Annotated in this window: 22 protein-coding genes; 14 read left to right on the top strand and 8 right to left on the bottom strand. The window is 68.6% G+C overall.

What is annotated here, in order from left to right:
• The first annotated feature begins 50 nt into the window (after nucleotides 1-50).
• From kbl to EPAKOI_RS20735, 10 genes are all read left to right on the top strand, one after another.
• On the top strand, nucleotides 51-1,253 hold the full coding sequence (kbl, locus tag EPAKOI_RS20780; protein ID WP_423194514.1) for a glycine C-acetyltransferase: 1,203 nt from the start codon (nucleotides 51-53) through the stop codon (nucleotides 1,251-1,253).
• Nucleotides 1,250-2,239 carry an L-threonine 3-dehydrogenase gene (locus EPAKOI_RS20775; RefSeq protein ID WP_423194513.1) on the top strand — a complete coding sequence of 330 codons (990 nt, stop codon included), beginning with the start codon at nucleotides 1,250-1,252 and terminating at the stop codon, nucleotides 2,237-2,239. Before kbl ends, EPAKOI_RS20775 begins: the two co-directional genes overlap by 4 nt.
• A gap of 91 nt (nucleotides 2,240-2,330) precedes the next feature.
• On the top strand, nucleotides 2,331-2,789 hold the full coding sequence (locus EPAKOI_RS20770; protein WP_124686416.1) for a MarR family winged helix-turn-helix transcriptional regulator: 459 nt from the start codon (nucleotides 2,331-2,333) through the stop codon (nucleotides 2,787-2,789).
• A gap of 5 nt (nucleotides 2,790-2,794) precedes the next feature.
• A complete protein-coding gene (locus EPAKOI_RS20765) occupies nucleotides 2,795-4,771 on the top strand; it encodes an FUSC family protein (RefSeq protein WP_423194512.1) in 1,977 nt (658 codons plus the stop codon).
• Nucleotides 4,771-4,980 carry a DUF1656 domain-containing protein gene (locus tag EPAKOI_RS20760; protein WP_124686769.1) on the top strand — a complete coding sequence of 70 codons (210 nt, stop codon included), beginning with the start codon at nucleotides 4,771-4,773 and terminating at the stop codon, nucleotides 4,978-4,980. Before EPAKOI_RS20765 ends, EPAKOI_RS20760 begins: the two co-directional genes overlap by 1 nt.
• Nucleotides 4,977-5,948 (top strand): efflux RND transporter periplasmic adaptor subunit, encoded by a 972-nt coding sequence (locus EPAKOI_RS20755; protein ID WP_423194511.1) that lies wholly within the window; start codon nucleotides 4,977-4,979, stop codon nucleotides 5,946-5,948. The genes EPAKOI_RS20760 and EPAKOI_RS20755 overlap by 4 nt, the downstream gene beginning before the upstream one ends.
• Nucleotides 5,945-7,393, top strand: coding sequence for an efflux transporter outer membrane subunit (locus tag EPAKOI_RS20750; protein WP_423194510.1), 1,449 nt, complete (start codon nucleotides 5,945-5,947; stop codon nucleotides 7,391-7,393). Before EPAKOI_RS20755 ends, EPAKOI_RS20750 begins: the two co-directional genes overlap by 4 nt.
• Nucleotides 7,394-7,534: 141 nt before the next feature.
• Nucleotides 7,535-7,819, top strand: coding sequence for a hypothetical protein (locus EPAKOI_RS20745; RefSeq protein WP_423194509.1), 285 nt, complete (start codon nucleotides 7,535-7,537; stop codon nucleotides 7,817-7,819).
• 421 nt (nucleotides 7,820-8,240) lie between these two features.
• Nucleotides 8,241-8,495: an isochorismatase gene (locus tag EPAKOI_RS20740; protein ID WP_253700211.1), complete on the top strand. Its 255-nt coding sequence runs from the start codon at nucleotides 8,241-8,243 to the stop codon at nucleotides 8,493-8,495.
• A 28-nt stretch (nucleotides 8,496-8,523) separates the two neighbouring features.
• The gene (locus tag EPAKOI_RS20735; RefSeq protein ID WP_124686421.1) at nucleotides 8,524-8,778 is read left to right on the top strand and encodes a translation initiation factor 1; all 255 of its coding nucleotides are present in this window, start codon (nucleotides 8,524-8,526) and stop codon (nucleotides 8,776-8,778) included.
• 23 nt (nucleotides 8,779-8,801) lie between these two features.
• Here the strand turns inward: EPAKOI_RS20735 and EPAKOI_RS20730 are convergent, their stop codons facing one another.
• The 4 genes from EPAKOI_RS20730 to EPAKOI_RS20715 form a co-directional block, all read right to left on the bottom strand.
• Entirely contained in the window at nucleotides 8,802-9,539 is a 738-nt protein-coding gene (locus tag EPAKOI_RS20730) for an aspartate/glutamate racemase family protein (protein ID WP_423194508.1), read from the bottom strand.
• An 18-nt stretch (nucleotides 9,540-9,557) separates the two neighbouring features.
• Nucleotides 9,558-10,976, bottom strand: a complete 1,419-nt coding sequence (hydA, locus tag EPAKOI_RS20725; RefSeq protein ID WP_423194507.1) for a dihydropyrimidinase — start codon at nucleotides 10,974-10,976, stop codon at nucleotides 9,558-9,560.
• 25 nt (nucleotides 10,977-11,001) lie between these two features.
• Entirely contained in the window at nucleotides 11,002-11,730 is a 729-nt protein-coding gene (locus EPAKOI_RS20720) for a maleate cis-trans isomerase family protein (RefSeq protein WP_423194506.1), read from the bottom strand.
• A gap of 85 nt (nucleotides 11,731-11,815) precedes the next feature.
• Nucleotides 11,816-13,114 (bottom strand): MFS transporter, encoded by a 1,299-nt coding sequence (locus tag EPAKOI_RS20715; protein ID WP_313836016.1) that lies wholly within the window; start codon nucleotides 13,112-13,114, stop codon nucleotides 11,816-11,818.
• 192 nt (nucleotides 13,115-13,306) lie between these two features.
• Between EPAKOI_RS20715 and EPAKOI_RS20710 the strand changes: the two genes are divergently transcribed.
• From EPAKOI_RS20710 to EPAKOI_RS20695, 4 genes are all read left to right on the top strand, one after another.
• Entirely contained in the window at nucleotides 13,307-14,038 is a 732-nt protein-coding gene (locus EPAKOI_RS20710) for a GntR family transcriptional regulator (RefSeq protein ID WP_124686425.1), read from the top strand.
• A 199-nt stretch (nucleotides 14,039-14,237) separates the two neighbouring features.
• On the top strand, nucleotides 14,238-14,945 hold the full coding sequence (locus EPAKOI_RS20705) for a gluconate 2-dehydrogenase subunit 3 family protein (RefSeq protein ID WP_423194505.1): 708 nt from the start codon (nucleotides 14,238-14,240) through the stop codon (nucleotides 14,943-14,945).
• A 140-nt stretch (nucleotides 14,946-15,085) separates the two neighbouring features.
• On the top strand, nucleotides 15,086-16,855 hold the full coding sequence (locus tag EPAKOI_RS20700) for a GMC family oxidoreductase (RefSeq protein WP_423194504.1): 1,770 nt from the start codon (nucleotides 15,086-15,088) through the stop codon (nucleotides 16,853-16,855).
• Nucleotides 16,856-16,866: 11 nt separating this feature from the next.
• Nucleotides 16,867-18,147, top strand: a complete 1,281-nt coding sequence (locus tag EPAKOI_RS20695) for a c-type cytochrome (RefSeq protein ID WP_423194503.1) — start codon at nucleotides 16,867-16,869, stop codon at nucleotides 18,145-18,147.
• 30 nt (nucleotides 18,148-18,177) lie between these two features.
• Here the strand turns inward: EPAKOI_RS20695 and EPAKOI_RS20690 are convergent, their stop codons facing one another.
• From EPAKOI_RS20690 to EPAKOI_RS20675, 4 genes are read right to left on the bottom strand one after another with little or no spacing between them, the layout of a single operon-like run.
• Nucleotides 18,178-18,846 carry a DUF2894 domain-containing protein gene (locus tag EPAKOI_RS20690; protein ID WP_423194502.1) on the bottom strand — a complete coding sequence of 223 codons (669 nt, stop codon included), beginning with the start codon at nucleotides 18,844-18,846 and terminating at the stop codon, nucleotides 18,178-18,180.
• Entirely contained in the window at nucleotides 18,839-19,486 is a 648-nt protein-coding gene (locus EPAKOI_RS20685) for an OmpA family protein (protein ID WP_313836028.1), read from the bottom strand. The genes EPAKOI_RS20690 and EPAKOI_RS20685 overlap by 8 nt, the downstream gene beginning before the upstream one ends.
• Nucleotides 19,483-21,876: a DUF802 domain-containing protein gene (locus EPAKOI_RS20680; protein ID WP_423194501.1), complete on the bottom strand. Its 2,394-nt coding sequence runs from the start codon at nucleotides 21,874-21,876 to the stop codon at nucleotides 19,483-19,485. Before EPAKOI_RS20680 ends, EPAKOI_RS20685 begins: the two co-directional genes overlap by 4 nt.
• A 9-nt stretch (nucleotides 21,877-21,885) precedes the next feature.
• Entirely contained in the window at nucleotides 21,886-22,569 is a 684-nt protein-coding gene (locus tag EPAKOI_RS20675; RefSeq protein WP_423194500.1) for a DUF3348 domain-containing protein, read from the bottom strand.
• Nucleotides 22,570-22,572: the final 3 nt, after the last annotated feature.

The raw sequence follows: 22,572 nt of genomic DNA, 5'->3' as shown, positions 1-22,572 counted from the left end.
TTCGATTTATCGAATCGAGCGATCCGAGACACTACACCGGGAGTCTGGCCATGTCGAGTGCCGAGGCGTTTTATGCATCGCTCCGCGCGGAGCTCGATGCCATCCGCGACGCGGGGCTGTACAAGCGCGAGCGCATCATCGCCACGCCGCAGGGCGCCACCGTGCGCACCGCGGACGGGCGCGAGGTGATCAACCTCTGCGCCAACAACTATCTGGGCCTGTCGTCGCATCCCAGGGTGCTGGAAGCGGCCCATGCCACGCTGCGCACGCACGGCTACGGCATGTCGTCGGTGCGCTTCATCTGCGGCACGCAGGACCTGCACAAGACGCTGGAAGGGCGCCTGGCGCGCTTTCTGGGCACCGAGGACACCATCCTCTACGGCTCGGCGTTCGATGCCAACGGCGGGCTGTTCGAGACGCTGCTGGGCGCCGAGGACGCCGTGATCAGCGACGCGCTGAACCATGCGTCGATCATCGACGGCATCCGCCTGAGCAAGGCGCGCCGCTATCGCTACCAGCACAACGACCTGGATGACCTGCGCGCCCAGTTGCGCCAGGCCGACGCCGACGGCGCGCGGTACAAGCTCGTGTTCACCGACGGCGTGTTCTCGATGGACGGCACCGTGGCGCGGCTGGACGAGATCCGCGCCATCTGCGACGAACACGGCGCGCTGCTGGGCATCGACGAATGCCATGCCACGGGCTTCATGGGCCCGCGCGGGCGCGGCACGCACGAGGCGCGCGGCGTCTTCGGCAAGATCGACATCATCACGGGCACGCTGGGCAAGGCGCTGGGCGGGGCGTCGGGCGGCTTCACGTCGGGCCGCAAGGAAGTGATCGAACTGCTGCGCCAGCGCTCGCGTCCCTACCTGTTCTCGAACACGGTTGCGCCGGTGATCGTGGGGGCCAGCATCGAGGTGCTGGACCTGCTCGAAGCCAGCACCGCATTGCGCGACAAGCTCGAACAGAACACGCGGTTCTTCCGCGAAGGCATCGTGCGGCTGGGCTTCGACATCAAGCCCGGCGACCATCCGATCGTGCCGATCATGGTGTACGACGCCGAGAAAGCGCAGCAACTGGCCGACCGGCTGCTGGCGCTGGGCGTCTACGTCGTGGGCTTCTTCTATCCCGTGGTGCCGAAGGGGCAGGCGCGGATCCGCGTGCAGATGAGCGCGATCCACGACGAGGCCACGCTGCAAACCGCGCTGGACGCCTTTGCGCAGGCCGGCCGCGAGCTGGGGCTGATCCGATGATCAACGCCGGCGAATCCCCCGTGCCGAAGATCCTGATCATCGGCGCCAACGGGCAACTGGGTTCCGAACTGGCCCTGGCGCTGGCCGAGCGCTACGGCCGCGGGCAGGTGGTGACGTCCGACGTGGTGCCCACCGGCCGCCATGTCCACATCGCCCATGAAATGCTCAACGTGACCGACCGCGGCGAGCTGGCGACGGTGATCGAGCGGCACGGCATCAACCAGATCTACCTGCTGGCCGCCGCGCTGTCCGCTACCGGCGAGAAGGCGCCGCAGTGGGCCTGGAACCTGAACATGACCGGCCTGCTCAACGTGCTGGAGGCTGCCCGGCATCACGGCATCACGCGCGTGTTCTGGCCCAGCTCGATCGCCGCGTTCGGCCCCACCACGCCGCGCGTGGACACGCCGCAGAAGACCGTCATGGAGCCGACCACGGTCTACGGCATTTCCAAGCAGGCCGGGGAGGGCTGGTGCCGCTGGTACTTCGAGAATCATGGCGTGGATGTGCGCAGCGTGCGCTACCCGGGCCTGATCTCGCACAAGACGCCGCCCGGCGGCGGCACCACGGACTATGCCGTCGACATCTTTCACTACGCGGTGCGCGGCGAGCCCTACACCTGCTTTCTGAACGCCGGCGAACGGCTGCCGATGATGTACATGCCCGACGCCATCCGCGCCACGCTGGAACTGATGGAGGCGCCGCGCGACGCCGTGCGCGAGCGCGGCAGCTACAACCTCGCCGGCATGAGCTTTACGCCGCAGGAGATTGCCGACGCGATCCGCCAGCGCGTGCCCGGCTTCGAGGTCCGCTACGCGCCGGACTACCGCCAGGCCATCGCGCAGGGCTGGCCCGATTCCATCGACGACAGCGCCGCCCGGCGGGACTGGGGCTGGCAGCCGCAATTCGGCCTGGCCGAGATGGTCGACGACATGCTGACAAACCTGCGCACCGCCGCGCCGCCTGTCGTTTCCAGCACATCTGGCTGACCTGCTGTCTCAATGTGGCGGATGGTGTACGTGAAACAATTCGCAAAGAAATCATTTGCATCCTAATTAATTCACGTCTATCATTCGGCCCATGCCTCCGATAGACGCCCTCCGTTTCGCCTTCACCGGCCAGCTCATGCTGTCCGGGCGCCAATGGCGACAGATCAGCCAAGCCGCAGTGACCGCCCACGGCATATCCGCCGCGGCGGCCGCCCCCTTGCTGTTTATCCGTCGCCTCGGCGGCGGCGTGCGCCAGGTGACCCTGGCCGACTACGTGGGCGTGGAAGGTGCCACGCTGGTGCGGCTGGTGGACCAGCTCTGCGCGGCCGGCCTGGTGCGCCGCGAGGTGGACCCTAGCGACCGGCGCGCCAACGTGCTGTCTCTGACCGAGTCCGGCGAGCGCATGGCCGAGTGCATCGAGGTGGAACTCAAGCAGTTGCGGGCCGAAGTGTTCGCCGAGATCAGCGAGGCCGACATGGCCGCCGCGCTGCGCGTGCTCGATGCACTGTCGCGCGCGGCCGCATCGGCGGGCGGCAAGCAGGAGTCCTGACCGCCATGATGAGCTGGCCGTCGGCCCGGGACTGGGTCTTTTCCTTCAAGGCGTTCGCCGCCGCCATGCTGGCGCTCTGGATCGCGATGTATCTGGGGCTGCCGCGTCCGTACTGGGCGATGGGGTCGGTCTACATCGTCGCCCATCCGCTCACCGGCGCCACGCGCTCCAAGGCGCTGTACCGCGTGCTGGGCACGCTGATCGGCGCCGCCGCCGGCGTGGCCATGGTGCCGCCGCTGGTGAACTCGCCGCCGCTGCTGATGGCCGCCGTGGCCGTCTGGGTGGCCTGCCTGCTGTATGTGGCGCTGATGCACCGCACGCCGCGCAGCTACGTCTTCATGCTGGCCGCCTACACGCTGCCGCTGATCGCGCTGCCTTCCGTGGACAACCCCGGCGCCGTGTTCGACCTTGCCGTGGCCCGTGCCGAGGAAATCTGCCTGGGCATCCTGTGCGCGGCCGTGGTGGGTGCGGTGGTGTTTCCGGCCAGCGTCGCCAACGTGCTGCGCGACAAGTCGCGCCAGTGGATGGCCGACGCGGCGCTGTGGGCCGGGGACATGCTGTCGCCGACGCCCGGCGCGGCCGTGTCGCGCCACCACAGCCGCCACCGCTTGGCGGCCGACATCCTTGCCCTAGACCAACTGATCAGCCAGCTTGGCTACGACGCCGAAAGCGCCGCACGGGTGCGTGCCGCCCGCGAACTGCGCGGCCGCATGACGATGCTGCTGCCGGTGCTGTCGTCGCTGGCCACGATCGTCGAATCGCTGCAGGCCGCCGGTGGCGTGCCGGCGCCGCTGGCCGCGCAGATGCGGGCCGTGCGCGACTGGATCCAGGCCGGCGCGGCCGATGGTGCGCGGCCGGTTCTGTCGCCCACGCCGCTCCAGCCGGGCTGGGACGCGGCGCTGGTTGCCGCCGCCGAAGACCGGCTGCAGCAGATGCTGGCGCTCTGGCACGACTGCGTGACGCTGTGCCGCCGCCTGGGCGACAAGCACATCGTGGGCCAGTGGGTGCCCGAATTCCTGCGCTGGGAAGTGGGCCGCGCGCGCCACTACGACCACGGCATGCTGCTGTTCTCGGTGGTCACCGTGGCGCTGGCGATCTACGCGATGGGCATGGTCTGGATCCACACGGGCTGGGCCGATGGCGCCGGTGCCGTGGCGCTGGGCGCCATCTCGTGCTGCTTCTTTGCCGCGCTGGACGAACCGGCGCCGATGATCCAGTCGTTCTTCAACTGGAACCTGGTCTGCCTGCTGATCTCGCTGGTGATGCTGTTCGCGGTGCTGCCGGTGGCGCACGACTTCGAGATGCTGGTGCTGATGTTTGCGGTGCCGTACCTGATCATCGGCCTACTCGTGGCGCAGCCGCGCCTGGCGATGATCGGCATGCCGCTGGCCGTGGTCACCGCCAACGACATCGGCATCCAGGGCGCCTACAGCGCCAACTTCCAGTCGTTCCTGAACAGCAATGTGGCGGGCATCGCCGGCATCGCGTTCGCGCTGGCGTGGACGCTGGTGGTGCGGCCGTTCGGCACCCGCGCCGCCACGCGCCGGCTGGTGCGGGCGGGGTGGAGCGACATCGCCGAGAACGCGCTGGGCAGCGACCCCGGCTCGCATACGCGGCTGCGCGCCCGGATGCTCGACCGCTTGGCGCAACTGGTGCCGCGGCTGGCCGCCAGCGCCAGCGAGGTGTCGTCCGACGGCTTCAGCGAGGTGCGCGTGGAACTGACCGCGCTGGCGCTGCAACGCGAGATGCCGGCCATGCCCGACGATGCCCGCCACGCGGTGCGGCGCGTGCTGCGCAGCATTGCCGGCTACTACAAGGCGCGGCTCGATGGCACGGCCGACGCGCCGCCGCCGGCGCTGCGCACCCGGCTGGACAACGCCCGGCAGAAGGTGCAGTCGCCCGTGGCGCTGGCCGCGCTGGTCGACATGCAGGTGGCCCTGTTTCCGCCGGCGGTGCCGGCAACCGTTTCCGGAAAAGCATGATGCCCGGTGAAATCAGTCTCTATGGCGTGTTCATCCCCAGCCTGCTGGTGTGGATGCTCGTCGCGTTCGTCATCACGAGCGGGGCCCGCGCGGTGCTGTCGCGCGTGGGGTTCTACCGGCTTGTCTGGCATCGGTCCCTCTTCAATCTGGCGCTGTACGCCATCGTCCTCGGTGGCGTGGTGGCGCTGGTTCCTTCGCTGCAATCATGAAACTCAGACTCTCTTCGCTCGGGCCGGTCGTGCTGACGCTGGCCGTCACCGCCGCTGGCGCGGTTGTCGTCAAGCACCTGTGGGACTACTACACGGTGGCCCCGTGGACCCGTGACGGGCATATCCGCGCCGACGTGGTGCAGGTGGCGCCCGACGTCTCGGGGCTGGTCACGCACATCGCCGTCAAGGACAACCAGTATGTGAAGGCCGGCGACGTGCTGTTCGAGATCGACCACGAACGCTACGCGCTGGCGCTGCGCCAGGCCGAGGCCACCGCGGCGGCCGTGCGCGCCAATCTGGCCCAGGCGCGGCGCGAGGCATCGCGCAGCCAGAAGCTGTCCGAGGTGGTGTCCAAGGAAATCATCGAGGAAGGGCTGGCCAAGGTGCAGCAGGGCGAGGCCCAGCTGGCGCAGGCCGATGCCGCCATCGGCGTGGCGAAGCTGAACCTGGCGCGCACCAGGGTGCTGAGCCCGGTGGAAGGCTACGTCAACGACCGGCTGCCGCGCCTGGGCGACTACGTGGTGACCGGCAAGCCGGTGCTGTCGATGGTCGACGCCCGGTCGTTCCACGTGGAAGGCTATTTCGAGGAAACCAAGCTGCACGGCATCCATATCGGCAGCCCGGTGGACATCCGCATCATGGGCGAGAAGCGCGTGCTGCATGGCCATGTGCAGAGCATCGCGGCCGGTATCGAGGATCGCGACCGCACCAATGGCTCGAACCTGCTGCCCAACGTGAACCCGACGTTCAACTGGGTGCGGCTGGCGCAACGCGTGCCGGTGCGCATCCACTTCGACCAGATGCCGGCGGACGTGCGCCTGGTGGCGGGCCGCACCGCGACGGTGTCCGTCAAGGACGGCGGCCAGACGGCCGACAAGCCTGCCGCGCCGGCCGCGGCACGCCATGCCGCTGAAGACAAGGTCGCGCTGGCCGGCAAGGGCGCGCCCGCAACCGGAGTGCTGCAGTGAATCGCCTTGCCCGTGCCACGCTGGCGGCCATGATGCCGCTGGCGCTGGCCGCCTGCATGACCGTCGGCCCCGACCACAAGGTGCCCGACGCGGCGGCCGTCAAGTCGGCCGCGGCCAACGGCCCGTTCGCCCATGCCGACAGCGACGCGGTGTCGATTGCCGACGTGCCCAACGACTGGTGGCGCCTCTACGACGACCCCCGCATCGACGAACTCGTGCAGCAGGCGCTGGTCGCCAACACGGACCTGCGTGTGGCGGCGGCCAACCTGAAGCGGTCGATCGCCGTCTACCACGAGGTGGAAGCCGAGAACCTGCCCGAAGCGAAGTTCCGCGCCAGTGTCGAGCGCGGCCAGATTGCCGGCGAGCCGCTGCTGCACGAGGAGAAGATCCCGGCGATGAACTTCGGCGACATCGGCTTCGAGGTGTCGTACCTGATCGACTTCTGGGGCAAGCTCAAGCGCGCCGACGAGGCCGCGCTGGCGGCCGCGCAGGCCAGCCATGCCGCGCTGGACCAGGCGCGCGTGGGCGTGGTGGCCGAAACCGTGCGCGCCTACGTGCAGGGCTGCACGGCCACGCACGAGTTGCACGTGGCCCAGCATCAGCTCGATCTGCAGGAACGCAGCGTGAAGCTGGCGCAGAAGCTGGTCGACGCCGGGCGCGGCCAGCCGACCGACCTGCTGCGCGCCCAGGCCCAGGCCGACACGCTGCGCGCCGTGCTGCCCCGGTATCGCGCCGAGCAGGAGGGCGCGGCCTACCGGCTGGCCGTGATGCTGGGCAAGCCGCCGATGGCGCTGGACGTCAAGAGCGTGGCCTGCGAGCACGTGCCCGCGCTGAAGCAGCCGCTGCCCGTGGGCGACGGCACGGCACTGCTCAAGCGGCGCCCGGACGTGCGGCAGGCCGAGCGCGAGCTGGCATCGGCCACCGCGAAGATCGGCGTGGCGACGGCCGACCTGTACCCGCAGATCCGCATCGGCGCGTCGGCGGGCTTCACCGGCATCCTGGATCACCTGGGCCAGGCGCCGACGGCCCACTGGGGCTGGGGCCCGGCGATTTCGTGGACGATTCCAACCAGCGGCACGCGCGCGCGCATCCACAACATGGAGTTTGGCGCGGAAGGGGCGCTTGCCCATTTCGACGGCGTGGTGCTCAAGGCGCTGCGCGAGACGCAGGGCGCGCTGTCGGCCTACACCCACGAGCTGGAGCGCAACGCATCGCTGCGCGCCGCCCGCGACAAGGCCGACGAGGCCGCGCGCCAGAACCGCATGCTGTGGCAGGCCGGCCGCTCGCCGTACCTGCAGAGCCTGGACGCCGACCGCACGCTGGCCAACACCGACGCCGCGCTGGCCGCGTCCGACGCCCAGGTGGCGATGGACCAGATCAACCTGTTCCTGGCGCTGGGTGGCGGCTGGCAGAACGCGCCGGCGATTGCGGTGGTGACGCAGTAGGCCGTAGCGGCCGGAATGGGGCGCATCGGTCGGTTTCTGGCCGGTTCTGCCCCCGATCTGCCCGACTGGCGCGAATATCTCCCCGTATCTCCGCAATCAGGCGTAGAGTGGGGCGACTACACACCCATCGGGAGATTTGCCATGGACGCCCGTCCTTCTGGAAACATCAACGGCTTCGACATCTACCCGCTGGTGTACAAGTACGACCCGCCGCGCGAATGGAACGAGCGCCGGCCGGACCGGTCCTACAGCGCTTCCGTGGTGATCTGCTGCGAAGGCGAAGTGCCCGGTGCCGAGAACGGCCGCGTCTTCGCCGTGCCCGACATCCAATGGGACGATCTTGGCCAGGCCAAGCGCGCTGCCGTGCGCCATGGCGAGGACATCGTGGCCGGCCTGGTGCCCGGGAAGTCGATCAGCGGATTGTGATCGCGCCACGCGGCAGGGCGCGGCGCCACGGGCGCCCGCCGGCCGTGCACCGCGATAGGTGGTATCATGCACGGCCTTGCAACGCGCCGATATCGCTCGGCGCCAAGGTGCGGCCGCCAGACATCGTCCTGAAAAAGCGCATGCGCGGCCTCTCGGGCTGGCACACGGCTGTTTCGCCGTGACAGTGCCCACAACCCTATCTGACCTGCGGCAACGCCCGCTCCGCGACTGACGCGCCCATTTCTGGCCGTCGGGCAGCGAAAGCCAGGTCCCTCTCACGCCAGTCTTCCGTCTCCGCCAACGCGCGCGAGCGGCACTGATTTTTTCCAATGGCTCCCGACGGCCGTCCAGCGCACACGCACGAACCGCGTGGTGCCCGATGACGCCACCCGATCGCGTGCCCCAAAGAGACAGGAACAATTTGAATCCAGGTATCACGCCGTTCACCGTTTCGGTGTACCCCATCCAGCAAGCCCCGGGCGTCTGGTTTGCCAACTACATGATCTCGGAGTACCGCAACGGCGCCGAGCATGTCGTCGCCAACGTGTCGATGCGGCACGCCACGCACCGCTCCGAAACCAAAGCCAAGCAGGCGGCCCGCCAGGCCGGCGAGCGTGTGGCCGTGCGCATGCGGCAGCAACACCATCGCGTCACCGAGCCAGGCCGCCTTGCCTGACCACCCGAACACCATAGGAGAACCAGCCATGTCGAACAACGAAGAATGGGAAGAACTGCACCTGACCCCGGGCGGATGGATCGCCGGCAGCTACCGCCGCACCCCGTGGCCCGGGGTCGACGTGGCGCCGCCGGAAACCGGCGTGCTGACGGTGCGCCGCCACGTGACGGCCACCTACTGCGGCCCGTCGCGCGCCGTGGAAGACCGCACGCCGACCACGCAGGACATGGCGCTCATCGAGTCGCTGCTGGCGCGCTTCGGCAGCCCGGAGTTCAGTATCTAGGTGCCTTGGCGCCACGCGCGCCGTCAGGCCAGCAATGACGCCAGCGCGGGAGGAAGTCCGCTGTTGGGCCTCCTCGGCGGCCTGGCAAAGCTGCCTTCCTGGCTGTGACCGGCACGCAATGCCAGCAGCGACTCGCAATGGCGCACCGCGCTGCTGACCCCGTCCACCACCGGCACGGGTATCTTGCCCTGCAGGGCGCGCGCCAGCCCCGCAAGCGGCGCACCGGCGACAATAATGACGTCGGCACCGTCTTCGCGGACGGCCCGCAGGCTCATGTCTTCGAGCGCACGTGTGTGGTCCTGCTGGACACTCCCGATATCGCGCAGCGGCGATTGCAACGATCGGATGCTCGCCAGCCGGGAGGCGAGCCCGTTGGCCGCCACGCACTCCCTGTACCACGCCTCGATGCGATGGGAGATTGCGATGATGGAAAAGCGCTGGCCAAGCAGGCAGGCGCTGGCCAACGCGGCCTCGGTCATGCCCACGACCGGTACGTCGAACAGTTCCTTGATGCCGGCAAGACCCGGATCACCAAATGCCGCGACGATGAGCCCATCGAAGGTGCCCGCACGCTCGGCGGCTGCGCACGCCGTGGCGTAGCCGCCCACCAGGGCTTCGAATCGGGTTTCGATATAGGCCACGCCAAAGCTGGCAGTGGCCATGGTCAGGTGCGTGTCGGGCGACGCCGTGCGCTTTGCCTCCGCGTAGATGAGGTCGCTGACGGATTCGCTGATGTTGGGATTGACGATCAGGATATTCATGGCTGCCACTGTCATGCGTCAAAGCTCGGGTTGTCCTGCTTCCAGGAACCGCCCGCGTCCGGCGGTGGGCTCCAGGTACTCGCCATCCCGCACGATCATCTCGCCGCGCGAGAACGTGGTCATGGGCCAGCCCGTGACTTCCGTGCCTTCATAGGGCGTGTAGTCGACGGCATGGTGCAGATTGCGGTTGGTGATGCGCACCTTGCGCTCGGGATCCCACAACACGATGTCCGCGTCGGCGCCGATGACGATGGTCCCCTTGCGCGGGTAGAGGCCATAGATTCTTGCCGGCCGGTATGACGTGAGCTCCACGAACTGGTGCAGGGACAGCTTGCCGCGCTGGACGCCATCGAACAGCAGCGGCAGCCGCGTCTCGATGCCGGGCACACCGTTGGGGATGTGGTCGAACGGTTGCGGGCCGCCGCCAAGCTTCTTGCCTTGCGGATCGTCATAGTTGAAGGGCGCGTGATCCGACGAGAACACGCTGAACACGCCGTTTGCCAGCGCGCGCCAGACGGCGGCCTGGTTCTCGGGATTGCGCGGCGGCGGGCTGCACACGCACTTGGCACCTTCGTAGCCATCGTCACCGGGCAGGCCCATGTCCTCGGCAGTGAGATAAAGGTATTGCGGGCAGGTCTCCGCCAGAATCTTCAGTCCCCGGCCTTGCGCCCAGCGAATCTGCTCGATGGCTTCCTTTCCCGACACATGGACGATCAGGATCGGCACGTCGACCAGTTCGGCGAACGAGATGGCACGATGGGTGGCTTCGCGTTCCACCACGGCCGGCCGTGCAAGCCCGTGGAAGCGCGGGGCCAGGCGGCCTTCGCCGGTCAGCTTGTCGGTCAGCCACGAGATGCAGTCGGCGTTCTCGGCATGCACCATCACCAGCGCCTGATTCTCGCGGGCCACGGCCAGGACTTCCAGCATTTCACGGTCGGACAGCTTCAGGTCGTCGTAGGTCATGTACACCTTGAACGAGCTGTAGCCCTGGCGGATGAGCGCGGGCAATTCCTCGCGCAGTACCGTGGGCGTGGCGTCGGCGACGATCAGGTGAAACGCGTAGTCGATCACGGCGCGGCCTTCCGCGCGATGGTGGTAATCGGCCACCGCGGCTTTCAGGGACTGTCCCTTTTCCTGCGCCGCGAAACGGATGACGGTGGTCGTCCCCCCGCACACGGCCGCCCGGGTGCCGGTGAAAAAGTCGTCGGCCATGCGAATGCCCTCGGGCATGGGCTGGTCCAGGTGGCAGTGGCCGTCAACGCCGCCGGGCAGGGCCAGCAGGCCGGTGGCGTCGACTTCCTGCCGCGCGGCGGGCAAGCCGTGGCCAAGTGAAACGATCTTGCCGCCGCGTACGCCGATGTCGCAGCGGAAGCGATCGGAAGCGGTGACCACGTCCGCATTGCGGATCACGAGGTCGAGTTTGTTGTCTGCAGTCATGGTCATCACCTCCGGTGCTTCGCGCTTACTGGACTTCCTGGAACAGGCGGCCCCAGCCCTTCACGTCGCGGGTGTCGACACCGGCCAGGCGCAGCGAACTCCAGACGACCGTGGAGATCGTGTCGTAGAGCGGGATGCCGGTCTCGGCCTCCAGCTCCTCGGCCAGGTGGGCCGCGTGCAGGTTCGTGCAGAACGTGGTGATGGCCTGCACGTTTTCCGTGGCAAGTTCGCGCACCATCCGGCGAATGGTGTCTGCTTCGACTTCGGCAAAGCTGTAGTTCACCTGGAGCCCCAGGTGGCGTTCGGCCGAACAATCGAAGCCGCTGCGCTGGTAGTTGGCCACGATGCGTTCCTGCACGTCGGCCAAGTACGGCGTGGCCAGCCCGAAGCGGCGCGCGCCTGTGATCTCCAGGATCTCGTTGAGCGCAAGCACCGAGGTGGTGGCCGGGATGCCCGTGGCTTCCGTGATCTGTCGGCACAGCGCCTGGTCTCGGTCGAAGCCGAGCCAGCCCGACGAGGTGCCGTTCCAGGCGATGACATCGACGCGGGCGTCGGCCAGCAGCCGGGCCGCCGCCAGGATCTTCTCCAGGTCGAACTGGCCCAGTGCCTGGTTGCTCAGCGAAATCTCGGTGACCGTGAAGCGCGAGAAATGCGCGCTGACGCCGGGCAGGCCGCTGACCATCGCACTGGTAATGGGCTCCAGCGCGGTGTTGGACGACGGCGTCAGCATGCCGAGACGGGTTTTCTTGCTCATGGTGGGTTCTCAGGAGTTGTCGGGCACTGTCTGGGCGCAGTGCCTCAAGTTGGTGTGGGTCTTGTTGTTCGGGGTGGTCGCTGAATCAGACCGGAAGCTTCTTCTCGTAGTCGATGGCCGTGGATGCCAGCAGCAGCCCGACGCCAGCGGCAGCAAAGAACATCAGGGCGAGGAAGTACGAGCCCGTGAACTGCACGATCATCCCGACGATGATCGGCACGGTGATGCCGCCGATGTTGCCGCCCAGGTTCATCACGCCGCCCAGGAAGCCGATCTTGTTGCGGGTGCCCAGGATCGACGGGATGCACCAGAACAGGCCGCACCAGCGCAGGAAGAACAGCGTGGAGGAGAGCAGGGCCACCACTACGACCGGGTTCGTCACATACGCCACGGAGAAGATCGAGACCGTGGCGACCACGGCGGCAATGCCGAACAGCGTGCGCATCACCACGTTCGGCCGGCCGCCCGCTTCCTTCCACTTGTCGGCAATCCAGCCGCCAATCAGCTCGCCGATGAAGCCGCAGAAGAAGATGATGAAGCTGGCGCCGCCCATGGCCTTGATATCGAAGCCATGCACCTTGTTCAGGTAGTTCGGCATCCAGGTCAGCAGCCCGTAGAACACGGTGTTGAAGCACATCCAGCCGATGGCCATGCACCAGACCGAGCGGTACTTGAAGAAATCGAGCGAGCGGCCCGACAGGTTTGCCGGCTCGGCACGGTTTTCATTGGCCTGGGCTTCCTCGATATAGCGCGCTTCCAGCTCGTTGACGCCCGCATGCTCGCGCGGCGAGTTGCGGATGTACCACCATGCCATGGCTCCGGCGATGACGGTACCCACGCCGGCCACCACGAAGGCCAGGCGCCACGACCCGAGGGCGGCAATCAGCCACGTAATGATGATGGCGCCCAGTGCCGCGCCCAGCGGGGCGCCGCCGTCCAGCAGCGTCGCGCCGCGGCCGCGTTCGTTCTGGGTCATCCAGATGGCATTGAGCTTGCCGCCCGCCGGGTAGATCGGCGCTTCGGCGGCGCCCAGGCCCAGGCGGGTCAGCAGCAGGGACGTGGCATTGGTGCACACCGCGGCCAGCGCCTGGAACGCGCCCCAGAACACCGTGGCGGACGCAATCACGATGCGCGGCTTGTACTTGTCGGCCAGCATCCCCCCCGGCACCTGCATGAGGGCATAGGTCCAGAAGAACGAACTCAGGATCAGCCCCTGCATCGCGGGGCTGAGGTCGAATTCCTTGGCGATCAGTGGCATGGCCACGGACAGCGACGCGCGGTCGATGTAGTTGATGGCGATGAGGAACAGCATCATCAGGAAGATCTTCCAACGGACGCCGCTGCGTGCAGGGGTCATCGTGGCGGCCTGACTGGTGGGTGGCATGACGGGGGTCTCCTTGCTCCTGGGTACTGTGTTGTCTGGATGTTTCGTGTCAGGGTGTCGCGCAACTGGAGCGAGTATAGGATACGTAATCGGTAATTACAACGGCGCTAAGTGTTTGAAAAATATAGATATAGGGTAAGCACCAATTCGGTGTGATAGTCTTCCGTCTGGTGCAGATTCCCCGTTCTGGTGATGTCCGTGACACAAGCGTTACCCAAAACCGCCCGCCTGCGCACGCTGGGCATGGCCGCCGAGATTGCGGCGCGTCTGCGCACGATGATCCAGGAGGGCGAGTTGCCTCCCGGGGCCCGCATCGACGAGAAATCGCTGTGCGACGCCTTCGACGTTTCGAAGACGCCATTGCGCGAGGCGCTGAAGGTGCTGGTGGCCGAAGGGCTGGTGCTGCACCGGCAGTACATCGGCTATCGCGTGGCGCCGCTGGACCTGGACGAACTGCGGCAGACCTTCGAAACGCTGCACGGCCTGGAGGCGCATGCGGGCGAACTGGTCGCCAATCGGCTGGGCGATGCTGCGCTGGCAAGAATCGAGCGCAAGCACCAGGCCATGATCGACGCCCATGCGGCCGGCAAGCGTACCGACTACTTCCGCATCAACCAGGAAATCCACCAGATGATCGTCGACAGCGTCGGCAACGCCGTGCTGTCGGGGATCTATGCAACGCTGATGAGCAAGGTGCACCGCGCCCGTGGTGCCGCCAACGCCGACCAGTTGCGGTGGCAGGAGTCTCACGAAGAGCACGACGCCATCATGGCGGCGCTACGCGAGCCGGGGCGGCCGCGTCTGGCATCCATCCTCCGCGCGCATTCGGAAAACACCGCAAGGGAAGTGCTGCGCGTGGTCGAACAGAGCCTGGCCGAGCCCGGCGGCCGCGCCACCCACGTGCGCCGCGGCCGGGAATCCTGACGGTCCGAGGTCCGTCGGACAAGGCGGCCGCCATTGTCCCGCCCCTTGCACAATTCATTAGTAATCAAATCATTGCATTCCATAACAATTTGGATGTACGATGACCGACCTTTTCCAGCGTGAGACGGGTCCGGGGCATCGGTAGCGGCGCCAAACAGAGATCCGCGTGGGGACAACGCCTGATAACCACGGACCTCACATGTCTACGCCCCCGTTCTCACGTCGTGCCTTCCTGAAGGCGACCGCGGTTGCCGTGCCGGTCGCCACCATTCCGCTTCACGATCTCCGCGCCAAGGGCCTGGAGGACGTGCATCTGCAGCACTACCAGCCCGTCTTCTTCAGCGCGCCCGAGTGGCAGTTCATCCTGGCCGCCTGCGACCGCCTGATCCCGGCCGAAGGGAAGGGCCCGGGCGCGCTGGAAACCAATGTCCCCGTTTTCATCGACCAGCAGCTCAAGGGCGGCCTGGGCGACGACATCTACCTGCAGGGCCCCCACAACGTGGCCGCGCCCAAAACGCTGGGCTTCCAGCTGCCGTACGCGCCGCAGGACGTCTACCGGCGCGGCATCGCGCTGGTGCAGCAGGCGGCCACGGCTCGCCACGGCCAGCCGTTCCACCGCCTGTCGAGCGCCGACCAGGACGCACTGCTGACCGCGCTGCAGAAAGACACCATCGACTTCACCGCGCTGGGCGAGACCAGCCTCAAGGCGTCGCAGTTCTTCTCGCAACTGCTTGGCGATACCAAGAACGGCTACCTGGCCGATCCGATGTACGGCGGCAACAAGGACATGAAGGCCTGGGTCGCCATCGGCTTCCCCGGCGCGCGCGCCCAGTACATCGAGTGGGTGGACCAGCACAACGTCCCCTATCCGCTGGGCCCCGTCAGCGTGAGCGGCAAGCGGGCCTGAGCGCCTGAGCGCCTGAGCGCCTGAGCCTCTGAGCGCGCCAGCCGTCCAGCCGGCCGCTCCGTCCACTGTCTTCCCAATTTCCGCGTGAGGCGCGCCCGGCCGCGCCGTGGCCCGCTTCACGCCCAGCACAAGCACGTCATATGCCCCAGATCACCAACGACGACGTCGACGTCGTCATCGTCGGCCTTGGATGGGCCGGTTCGCTGATGGCCATCGAACTGGCCCAGGCCGGCCTCAAGGTGCGCGCGCTAGAGCGCGGCCCGGACCGGCCGCCCGAGGACTTTGCCTACCCAAAGCCCGCCGACCAGTATGGCTACGCCACGCGCAACAAGGTCTTTGCCACGCCGCGCGATGCCGCGCTGACCGTGCGCTACAAGCAGGACGAGACCGCGCTGCCCACGCGCAAGTGGGGCGCCTTCGCGCCCGGCACCGGCGTGGGCGGGTCGGGCCTGCACTGGACCGGCGTGCTGATCCGCCCGACGCCCACCGACATCAAGCTCAAGACCTACGCCGACCAGGCGTACCGGCGCGGCACGCTCGACGCCGACATGCGCATCAAGGACTTTCCGTTCGCGTGGGACGAGATCGAGCCGTACTACGACTTTTTCGACAAGGTCTGCGGCCTGTCTGGCAACACCGGCAACCTGCGCGGCCAGATCCAGCCCGGCGGCGACCCGTTCGAAGGCCCGCGCTCGAACCCGTATCCGCTGCCCGCGCTGGAAGACACGCTGAACTGTTCGATGTTCGCGGAGACGGCGCGCAAGCTGGGCTACCACCCGTTCCCGAACCCGTCGGCCAACGTGTCGCGGGCCTGGACCAACCCGTACGGCGCCCAGCTCGCGCCATGCAACTACTGCGGCTACTGCAGCAAGTACCCGTGCCTGAACTACTCGAAGGCGTCGCCGCAGACCACCGTGCTGGATGTGGTCAAGCGCATGCCGAACTTCTCGTACCGCGTGAACGCCAACGTGATCCGCGTGGACCTGCACAAGGACCGCAAGACCGCGCGCGGCGTGACCTACATCGACGAGCACGGCAAGGAGGTGTTCCAGCCGGCAAAGATCGTCGTGCTGTCGAGCTTCCAGTTCGCCAACGTGCGGCTGATGCTGCTGTCGGGCATCGGCAAGCCGTACGACCCGGTGTCCGAAACCGGCACGGTGGGCCGCAACTACGCGTTCCTGAGCAACGGCGGCGCCACGCTGTTCTTCAAGGACAAGCACTTCAACCCGTTCGCCACGGCCGGCGCCACGGGCGAGATGTTCAACGACATCTCGCCCGGCAACTTCGACGGCCCGTCGCTGGGCTTCATCGGCGGCGCCAAGATCCATAGCTCGCAGGCCACCGGCGCGCCCATCGGCACCGCGCTGCCGCCCGGCACGCCAGGCTGGGGCAAGGGCTGGAAGGAGGGCATGGTGGACTGGTACGGTCGCTCGATGAAGATCAGCATCACGACCACGTGCATGTCGTACCGCGGCCACTACCTGGACCTGGACCCGCGCTACAAGGACCCGTGGGGCCAGCCGCTGCTGCGCATGACGTTCGACTGGCGCGAGAACGAGCTGAAGCTCCAGCGCTACCTGCGCGAGATCGTGCTGAAGATTGCAAAGGAGATGAAGCCCGACGTGATGTCGGAGAGCTTCCTGGCGCTCGATTCGCACTGGGACATCACCAAGTACGTGTCGACCCACAACGTGGGCGGCGCGATCATGGGCACGTCGCCGCGCGACTCGGCGCTGAACCGCTACCTGCAGTCGTGGGACGTCCACAACGTCTTCGTGCCCGGCGGCAACGCGTTTCCGCAGAACTTCCAGGCCAATCCCACCGCCACGATCGGCGCCATCACGCTGATGGCCGCGGACGCCATCAAGAAGCAGTACCTCAAGAACCCGGGACCGCTGGTGCAAGCCTGACCGAGACGACCATGACCCTTTTCCGTTCCCTCTTCAATGCCGCCGCGACCGCCGCGGCCATGGCCGCCACGTTAGGCGCGGCGTCGTCGGCGCTGGCCGCCTCGGACCCGGCCCTGATCCAGCGCGGCGCCTACCTGGCCCGCGTGGGCGACTGCATGGCCTGCCACAGCGCGCCGGGCAATCCCGCGTACAGCGGCGGCCTGCCCATCGACAGCGGCCACGGCATCATCTACGCCACCAACATCACGCCCGACCGCCAGCATGGCATCGGCCAGTACACCGAGAAGCAGTTTGCCGATGCGGTGCGCAAGGGCGTGCGCGCCGATGGCCAGCACCTGTACCCGGCCATGCCGTACCCGAACTACCGCAAGGTGACGGACGCCGACATCCACGCGCTCTACGCATTCTTCATGGAAGGCGTGGCGCCCAGCAGCGCGCAGCCGCCCCAGACCAGCATGGACTTTCCGTTCAACCTGCGCTGGGGCATGGCGGTGTGGAACTACGTGTTCACGTCGGACAAGCCGTTCCAGCCGCGCCCGGCCTGGACCGACCAGGTCAAGCTCGGCGCCTACCTGGTGGAAGGGCTGGGCCACTGCAGCAGCTGCCACACGCCGCGCGGCATCGCCATGAACGAGAAGGCCGATTCCAGCGCCGACGCGCAGTACCTGGCCGGCGGCGATCTGAACGGCTGGCCCGTGCCGTCGCTGCGCGGCATGCCGCACTGGACCGACCAGGACATCGTCGACTACCTGCTGACCGGCCGCAACCGCACGGCAGCCGTGGCGGGCGAGATGACGGCCGTGGTCGAGCACAGCACGTCGCATATGCGTCCGGCGGACCTGTCCGCGATTGCGGCCTACCTGAAGAGCCTGCCGCCGGTGCCGGCCGCGTCCGCCGCCGTGAAGCCGCAGGGCGCCGACGCCACGATCCGCAAGCTGACCGCGGCCAGGAACCTGACGCTGGGCGAGCGGCTGTATCTCGACAACTGCGCGGCCTGCCACTTCGTGACGGGCAAGGGCGCCGAGCGCGTGTTCCCGCGCGTGGACGGCGCCACCGTCGTCAACGCCGACAGTCCGACCGCGCTCGTCAACGTGATCCTGGCCGGCGCGCGCACGCCGTCCACGGCCAAGGCGCCGTCGATCCTGGTGATGCCGGGTTTTGCCCATCGGATGAACGATGCCGAAGTGGCCGAGCTGGCCACGTTCCTGCGGCAGGGATGGAGCAACCACGCGGCGCCCGTCACCGAGCGCAATGTGAAGGCCGTGCGCACGTCGCTGACGCCGGCGCACTAAGCGCCCGGCCAGCGCAGGCCGGCGGCGCGTTCAGCCGTTGCCGGCCTTGCCGCCCCGGGTCCGGGCCTTGCGCTCGGGCACCAGCGGGATGGCATGCATGCCTTCCAGCCAGGACAGCGCATCGACGTACGACAGGAACTGTTCGAGATAGCCGGGTGAGACCTCGCGCATCAGCGACAGCGCGCGGTGCACCAGATGGTTGGTGTTCAGCGGCCCGGCGTTGTCGGGCACGTGCGCCTGCGACTGGCGCAGTTGCCGCTCGACGCTGACACGCGCCCAGGTGTCGCGGAAGTAGTCGGCCAGCGCTGGCTCTGCGGCCGCGCGGCGGGGGAGGGTGTTTAACGGGGTCGACGACGTAGGCGCCGTTGGCGATGCAGTGGGCGGGCAGGCGTGGACATCCGCGCCGCGCGCCAGCCGGGCCGTCAGCGCCGCGAGGTCCGCCAGTGCGCCCGTGGGCGAAGGCGATGGCTCGCATACGGGAGCTTTGCCGGCCGCGTCCCGCTCGATCGCCTCTCCGTAAGCCGCTACCAGCGCCGCCAGCCGCGCGTCGAGCCACCGCCGTGCTTCGCCGTCGAAGCCAGCCCCGCGCCGCGCCATGGCGTCGATCAGGCAGAAGCGCACCGGGTCCGCGCGGTCGGCGCCGGCCTGCCGCCAGGCGTCCAGCCGGGCGCGCGGATCGGGCTGGGCGTCCTCATGCATGCGGCTTCTGGCCCCCGGCCGACACGCGCGGCACCGGCGCGATTTCCACGCGCCGATTCTTGGCGCGGCTTTCTTCGGTGGCATTGGGCGCCACCGGCTGCTGCGCCCCAAATGCGGCGGAGAAGATCGACGCCGGCGGCACGCCCGCATCGATCAGCGCGCGCGTCACGGTCAGCGCGCGCTGCGCCGACAGCTCCAGGTTGTCGGCAAAGCGGCGGTTGCCTTCGCGCACCTGCCGGTCGTCGGTAAAGCCGCTGACCATCAGAATTTCATCGCGCGCACCCAGGTAGGCCGACAGCGGCGCCGCCAGGCTCTTGAGCAGCGCCTGGCCCTCTGGCTGCAACTGGTCGGAGTTCACGGCGAACAGCACGTTGCCGCTGATGCCGATCCGGCCGTCCTTGAGCGTGACGCGGCCCGCCGCCAGCGGCCCGGCCAGCGCCTGCTCCAGCGTCTGGCGCCGCTGCAGTTCTTCCTGCCGCTGCTTCACTTCCTTTTCCAGCCGTGCCGACAGCTCCATCTGCACGCCGATCACGCCCAGCAGCACCAGCACGAAGGCGCCGAGCATGACCGACATCAGGTCGCCAAACACCGCCCAGGCCGGGACGGTGGTCTCCACGCCGGCGTCGTGATCGTCCGTCATGCGGCTTCGGCGCCAGCCCGCCGGGCGGCGAACTGCTGCAGGTTTTCCAGGATCTGCTTCTGCGACAGCATGCTCAGGTCCACCACCTCGCGCGCCTGGGCCACGTAGTAGGCCAGTTGCTCGTCGCTGCGCGTCATCGACTTGTCGAGCGCGGCCTCAATGCGCGCCAGGTGCTCGGCCAGCTTGTCGTTCGACGCGCTGAACATCTGCACCGCCATGCCGAAGGCTTCGCCAAGGCTTGCCACTTCCACCGCGCTGCCCGTGATGCTGGCGGCGATGCCGTCGAGCTTGCCGGTTTCCTGCGCCACCTGCTCGGTGAAGCGCGTGCCCACCCGGTCCAGCAGGTCGGCCGTGGTGGTGACCAGCCCGTCCACCGCCGCGCGCTGCTCGGTCGACGCGTGGTTCACGGCGTCCAGCAGCGTGCCGAGCGTTTCCAGCAGCCGGCCGCGTTCTTCCAGCATCGCGTTGTCGCGCGCCATGCCGTCGGTCAGTTTCTGGCGCAGCTCGGCGATGACCTCGGCGGCCGCCTTGGGCGCTTCGGTGGCGATCTGCGCCAGGCGGGCAACCTCGGCAATCGTGTCGCTGGCCTGCTGCTGCGTGTGCGTGGCGATTTCGCGCGCGGTGTCGGCCAGCGCGTCATGGAGTGCGCGCTGCTGCCCGGCCGACGCCGTGCTCGCGGCCTGCCATTCGTCGCGCATCGTGGCGGCCATGGTGGCCAGCGTGTCCTGCCAGGCCGTCAGGCGCTGGGCATCGCGCGCGGCCAGATCGGCCTGCAGCGATGCGGCAGCCTGCAGCAGGCGGTCGATCTCGGCCAGCGTGCCCGTGGCATGGGCCTGCGCGTGCGTGGCGATGTCGCGGGCGCTTTGCGACAGCGCGTCGCGCACGGCCTGCTGGTCGGCGGCCGATTGGGCGCTGGCGGCCTGCCATTGCTCGCGCATCGTGCTCGCCATGGCGGCCAGCGCCTCTTGCCACGCCGCAAGACGGGCCGCGTCGCGGCTGTCCAGCGTCGACTGGCGGGCCGTCTCCTGCGCGGCCAGTTGCGCGTGGAGGTCGGCATGGGACTGGCGAACCGTGCCCGCGAAGTCGGTGGCCTGCGCGGCAAAGGCGGCGGCGTGCTGCGAGAACGCCGCCGATGCGTCGGTCATGGCCGCGCGGTTGGCGCTGGCCAGCGAGGTGCCGGTATCGGCCAGGCGCGACAGCGCCGCATCCCAGGTGCGCGCCGCGTCGGCCGTGGCCGTGTCCAGGCGGGCGCCGATGCCATCGACCAGCGCCGCCGAGCGCTGCGCGAAGGTCTCGCCGAAGCCGTCCAGCGTCGCGCGCAGGTCGGCCGCGAGCGCGCCATTGGCCTGCCGATGGTCGGCCAGGGACGCGCGCCAGGTATCGGCCACGGCGGCCGTGGTGGATTCGAAGCGGGCGGCGGTTCCGTCCAGATGCTGCTGCACGGTCTGCGTGATCGCGTCGCGCAGCGCGGATGCCTCGCGGGCGAGGCCGGCTATGGTCGTATCGACGGCGGGCTGGATCGCGGCGCTGGCTGCCCGGGCGCTGTCGGCAATGCCGTCCTTGAGCGACGCGCCGACGGTCTCGGCCAGCCGCGCGTAGGCGGCGTCGGTGCGGGCGTGGAACGCGTCCTGGCCGTCCGCCAGCCGCTGGCCCAGCGCTGCGTGCTCGCTGGCCAGCGTGGTCGCCATCGTGTCGAGCCGGTCGACCAGGGCCGGCATCAGTTCGGCCTGCCGTTGCAGCAGCGCGAACACCGCGTCGTGCTGGTGATGGCGCGAGAACCCGCGCAGCGTGGTGACAAGCTGTTCGTCGAGCAGTTGCGCCGCCTGCACGCGCTCGCGGCGCGCCATCGTCGACAGCAGCCCGAGCATGGCCGACGTGGCCACGCCCGCCACCGACGTGCCGAACGCAAAGCCCAGCCCCTTGACCGGCGCCGCCAGCGACGCGCGGATGGCCTGCAGGTCGGCGGCGCCTTCGAGCGCCACGCCGGTGCTGCGCAGCGTACCGACCATGCCGAGGAACGTGCCGAGCATGCCCAGCAGCACCAGCAGCCCGACCAGGTAAGGCGTCATGGCCGGGCCGGGCAGCGCCACGCGCTCGCCTTCCACGCGCAGGCGCACCGCGTTGCGCAGGCTCGGGTGCAGGCGGTCCAGCCATGCCCCAAGGCTGGCCGGCGGCGTCGAGAGCGCGGCGATGGCGGCGGTCAGCGTCGGCGTGGCCTGCCGGTAGCGATGCAGTTCCAGCGCGCCGCCGACATAGAAGCCGCCGATCAGCAGCGTGACGGCCAGCGCCAGCGCATTCGTGCCCGCGTAGCCGGCGCCAACCCAGCCGACGACGGCAAGGCCGGCCAGAAAGACGACGGGGGCGGCGAGGGAGGTGAGGTGTCTGTTCATGTCGGTCGGTCAGGTATCGCGCAGGGCCGCGAGCAGCGCTTCCACCGGCTGGAAGCGAATTTCCAGCTCGGCCAGCAGCACGCTCTGCATGTCCGTACGAAATACGTTGAGCCACGCGCCCTCCGCGGCGCGCAGCCTTGTGAAATGCGGTTCCAGCAGCCCCGGCACGGCGGCAAGCACGGCCTGCTCGCGCGCGCCCAGCACCTGTTCCATGACGGTGTCGAGCATCGCCAGCCGGCCCGCCTGCGGCGTGCGCGCGGCCAGCGACGTGCGCAGCCGCGCCCGCAGGCCGCCGATCTCGCGCTCCATCTGCTGCTGCAGCGCCACGTAGCGCTGGCGATGGTCGGCAAAGTCGGATTCGGCCGCGTCAGGCGCTGACAGGCGCGCCGGCATCCTGCGGCGGCTGTCCGACGCGGCGCCTTGCCCCGTGATGGCGGCGGTCAGCGTCGCGCGTACGTGCCGGCCGGCCGCCTCGCCCGCCAGGCCGCGCGCGGCGGGCGCTCCGGACGCCACTTCGGGCGGGCTGCCGTTCAGCGCGGCGGACAGCGCGATGGCATCGGTCCAGCCCAGCCAGCGGCTGATCTCCGCGGACAGCGACGGCGCGGCGCCGGGGGCCCCGGCGTCGGTCAGGCGCGCCAGCAGGCGCACCAGTTTCGGGCCGCTGAGGCCCGTGCGCTGTGGCACTTGCGTCATGTC

This window comes from Cupriavidus sp. H18C2 (genome assembly GCF_049393795.1).
Classification (GTDB): Bacteria; Pseudomonadota; Gammaproteobacteria; order Burkholderiales; family Burkholderiaceae; genus Cupriavidus; species Cupriavidus pauculus_C.
Note: the sequence above shows the minus strand (reverse complement) of the source record. Positions and strands in the feature narration are given on the sequence as shown.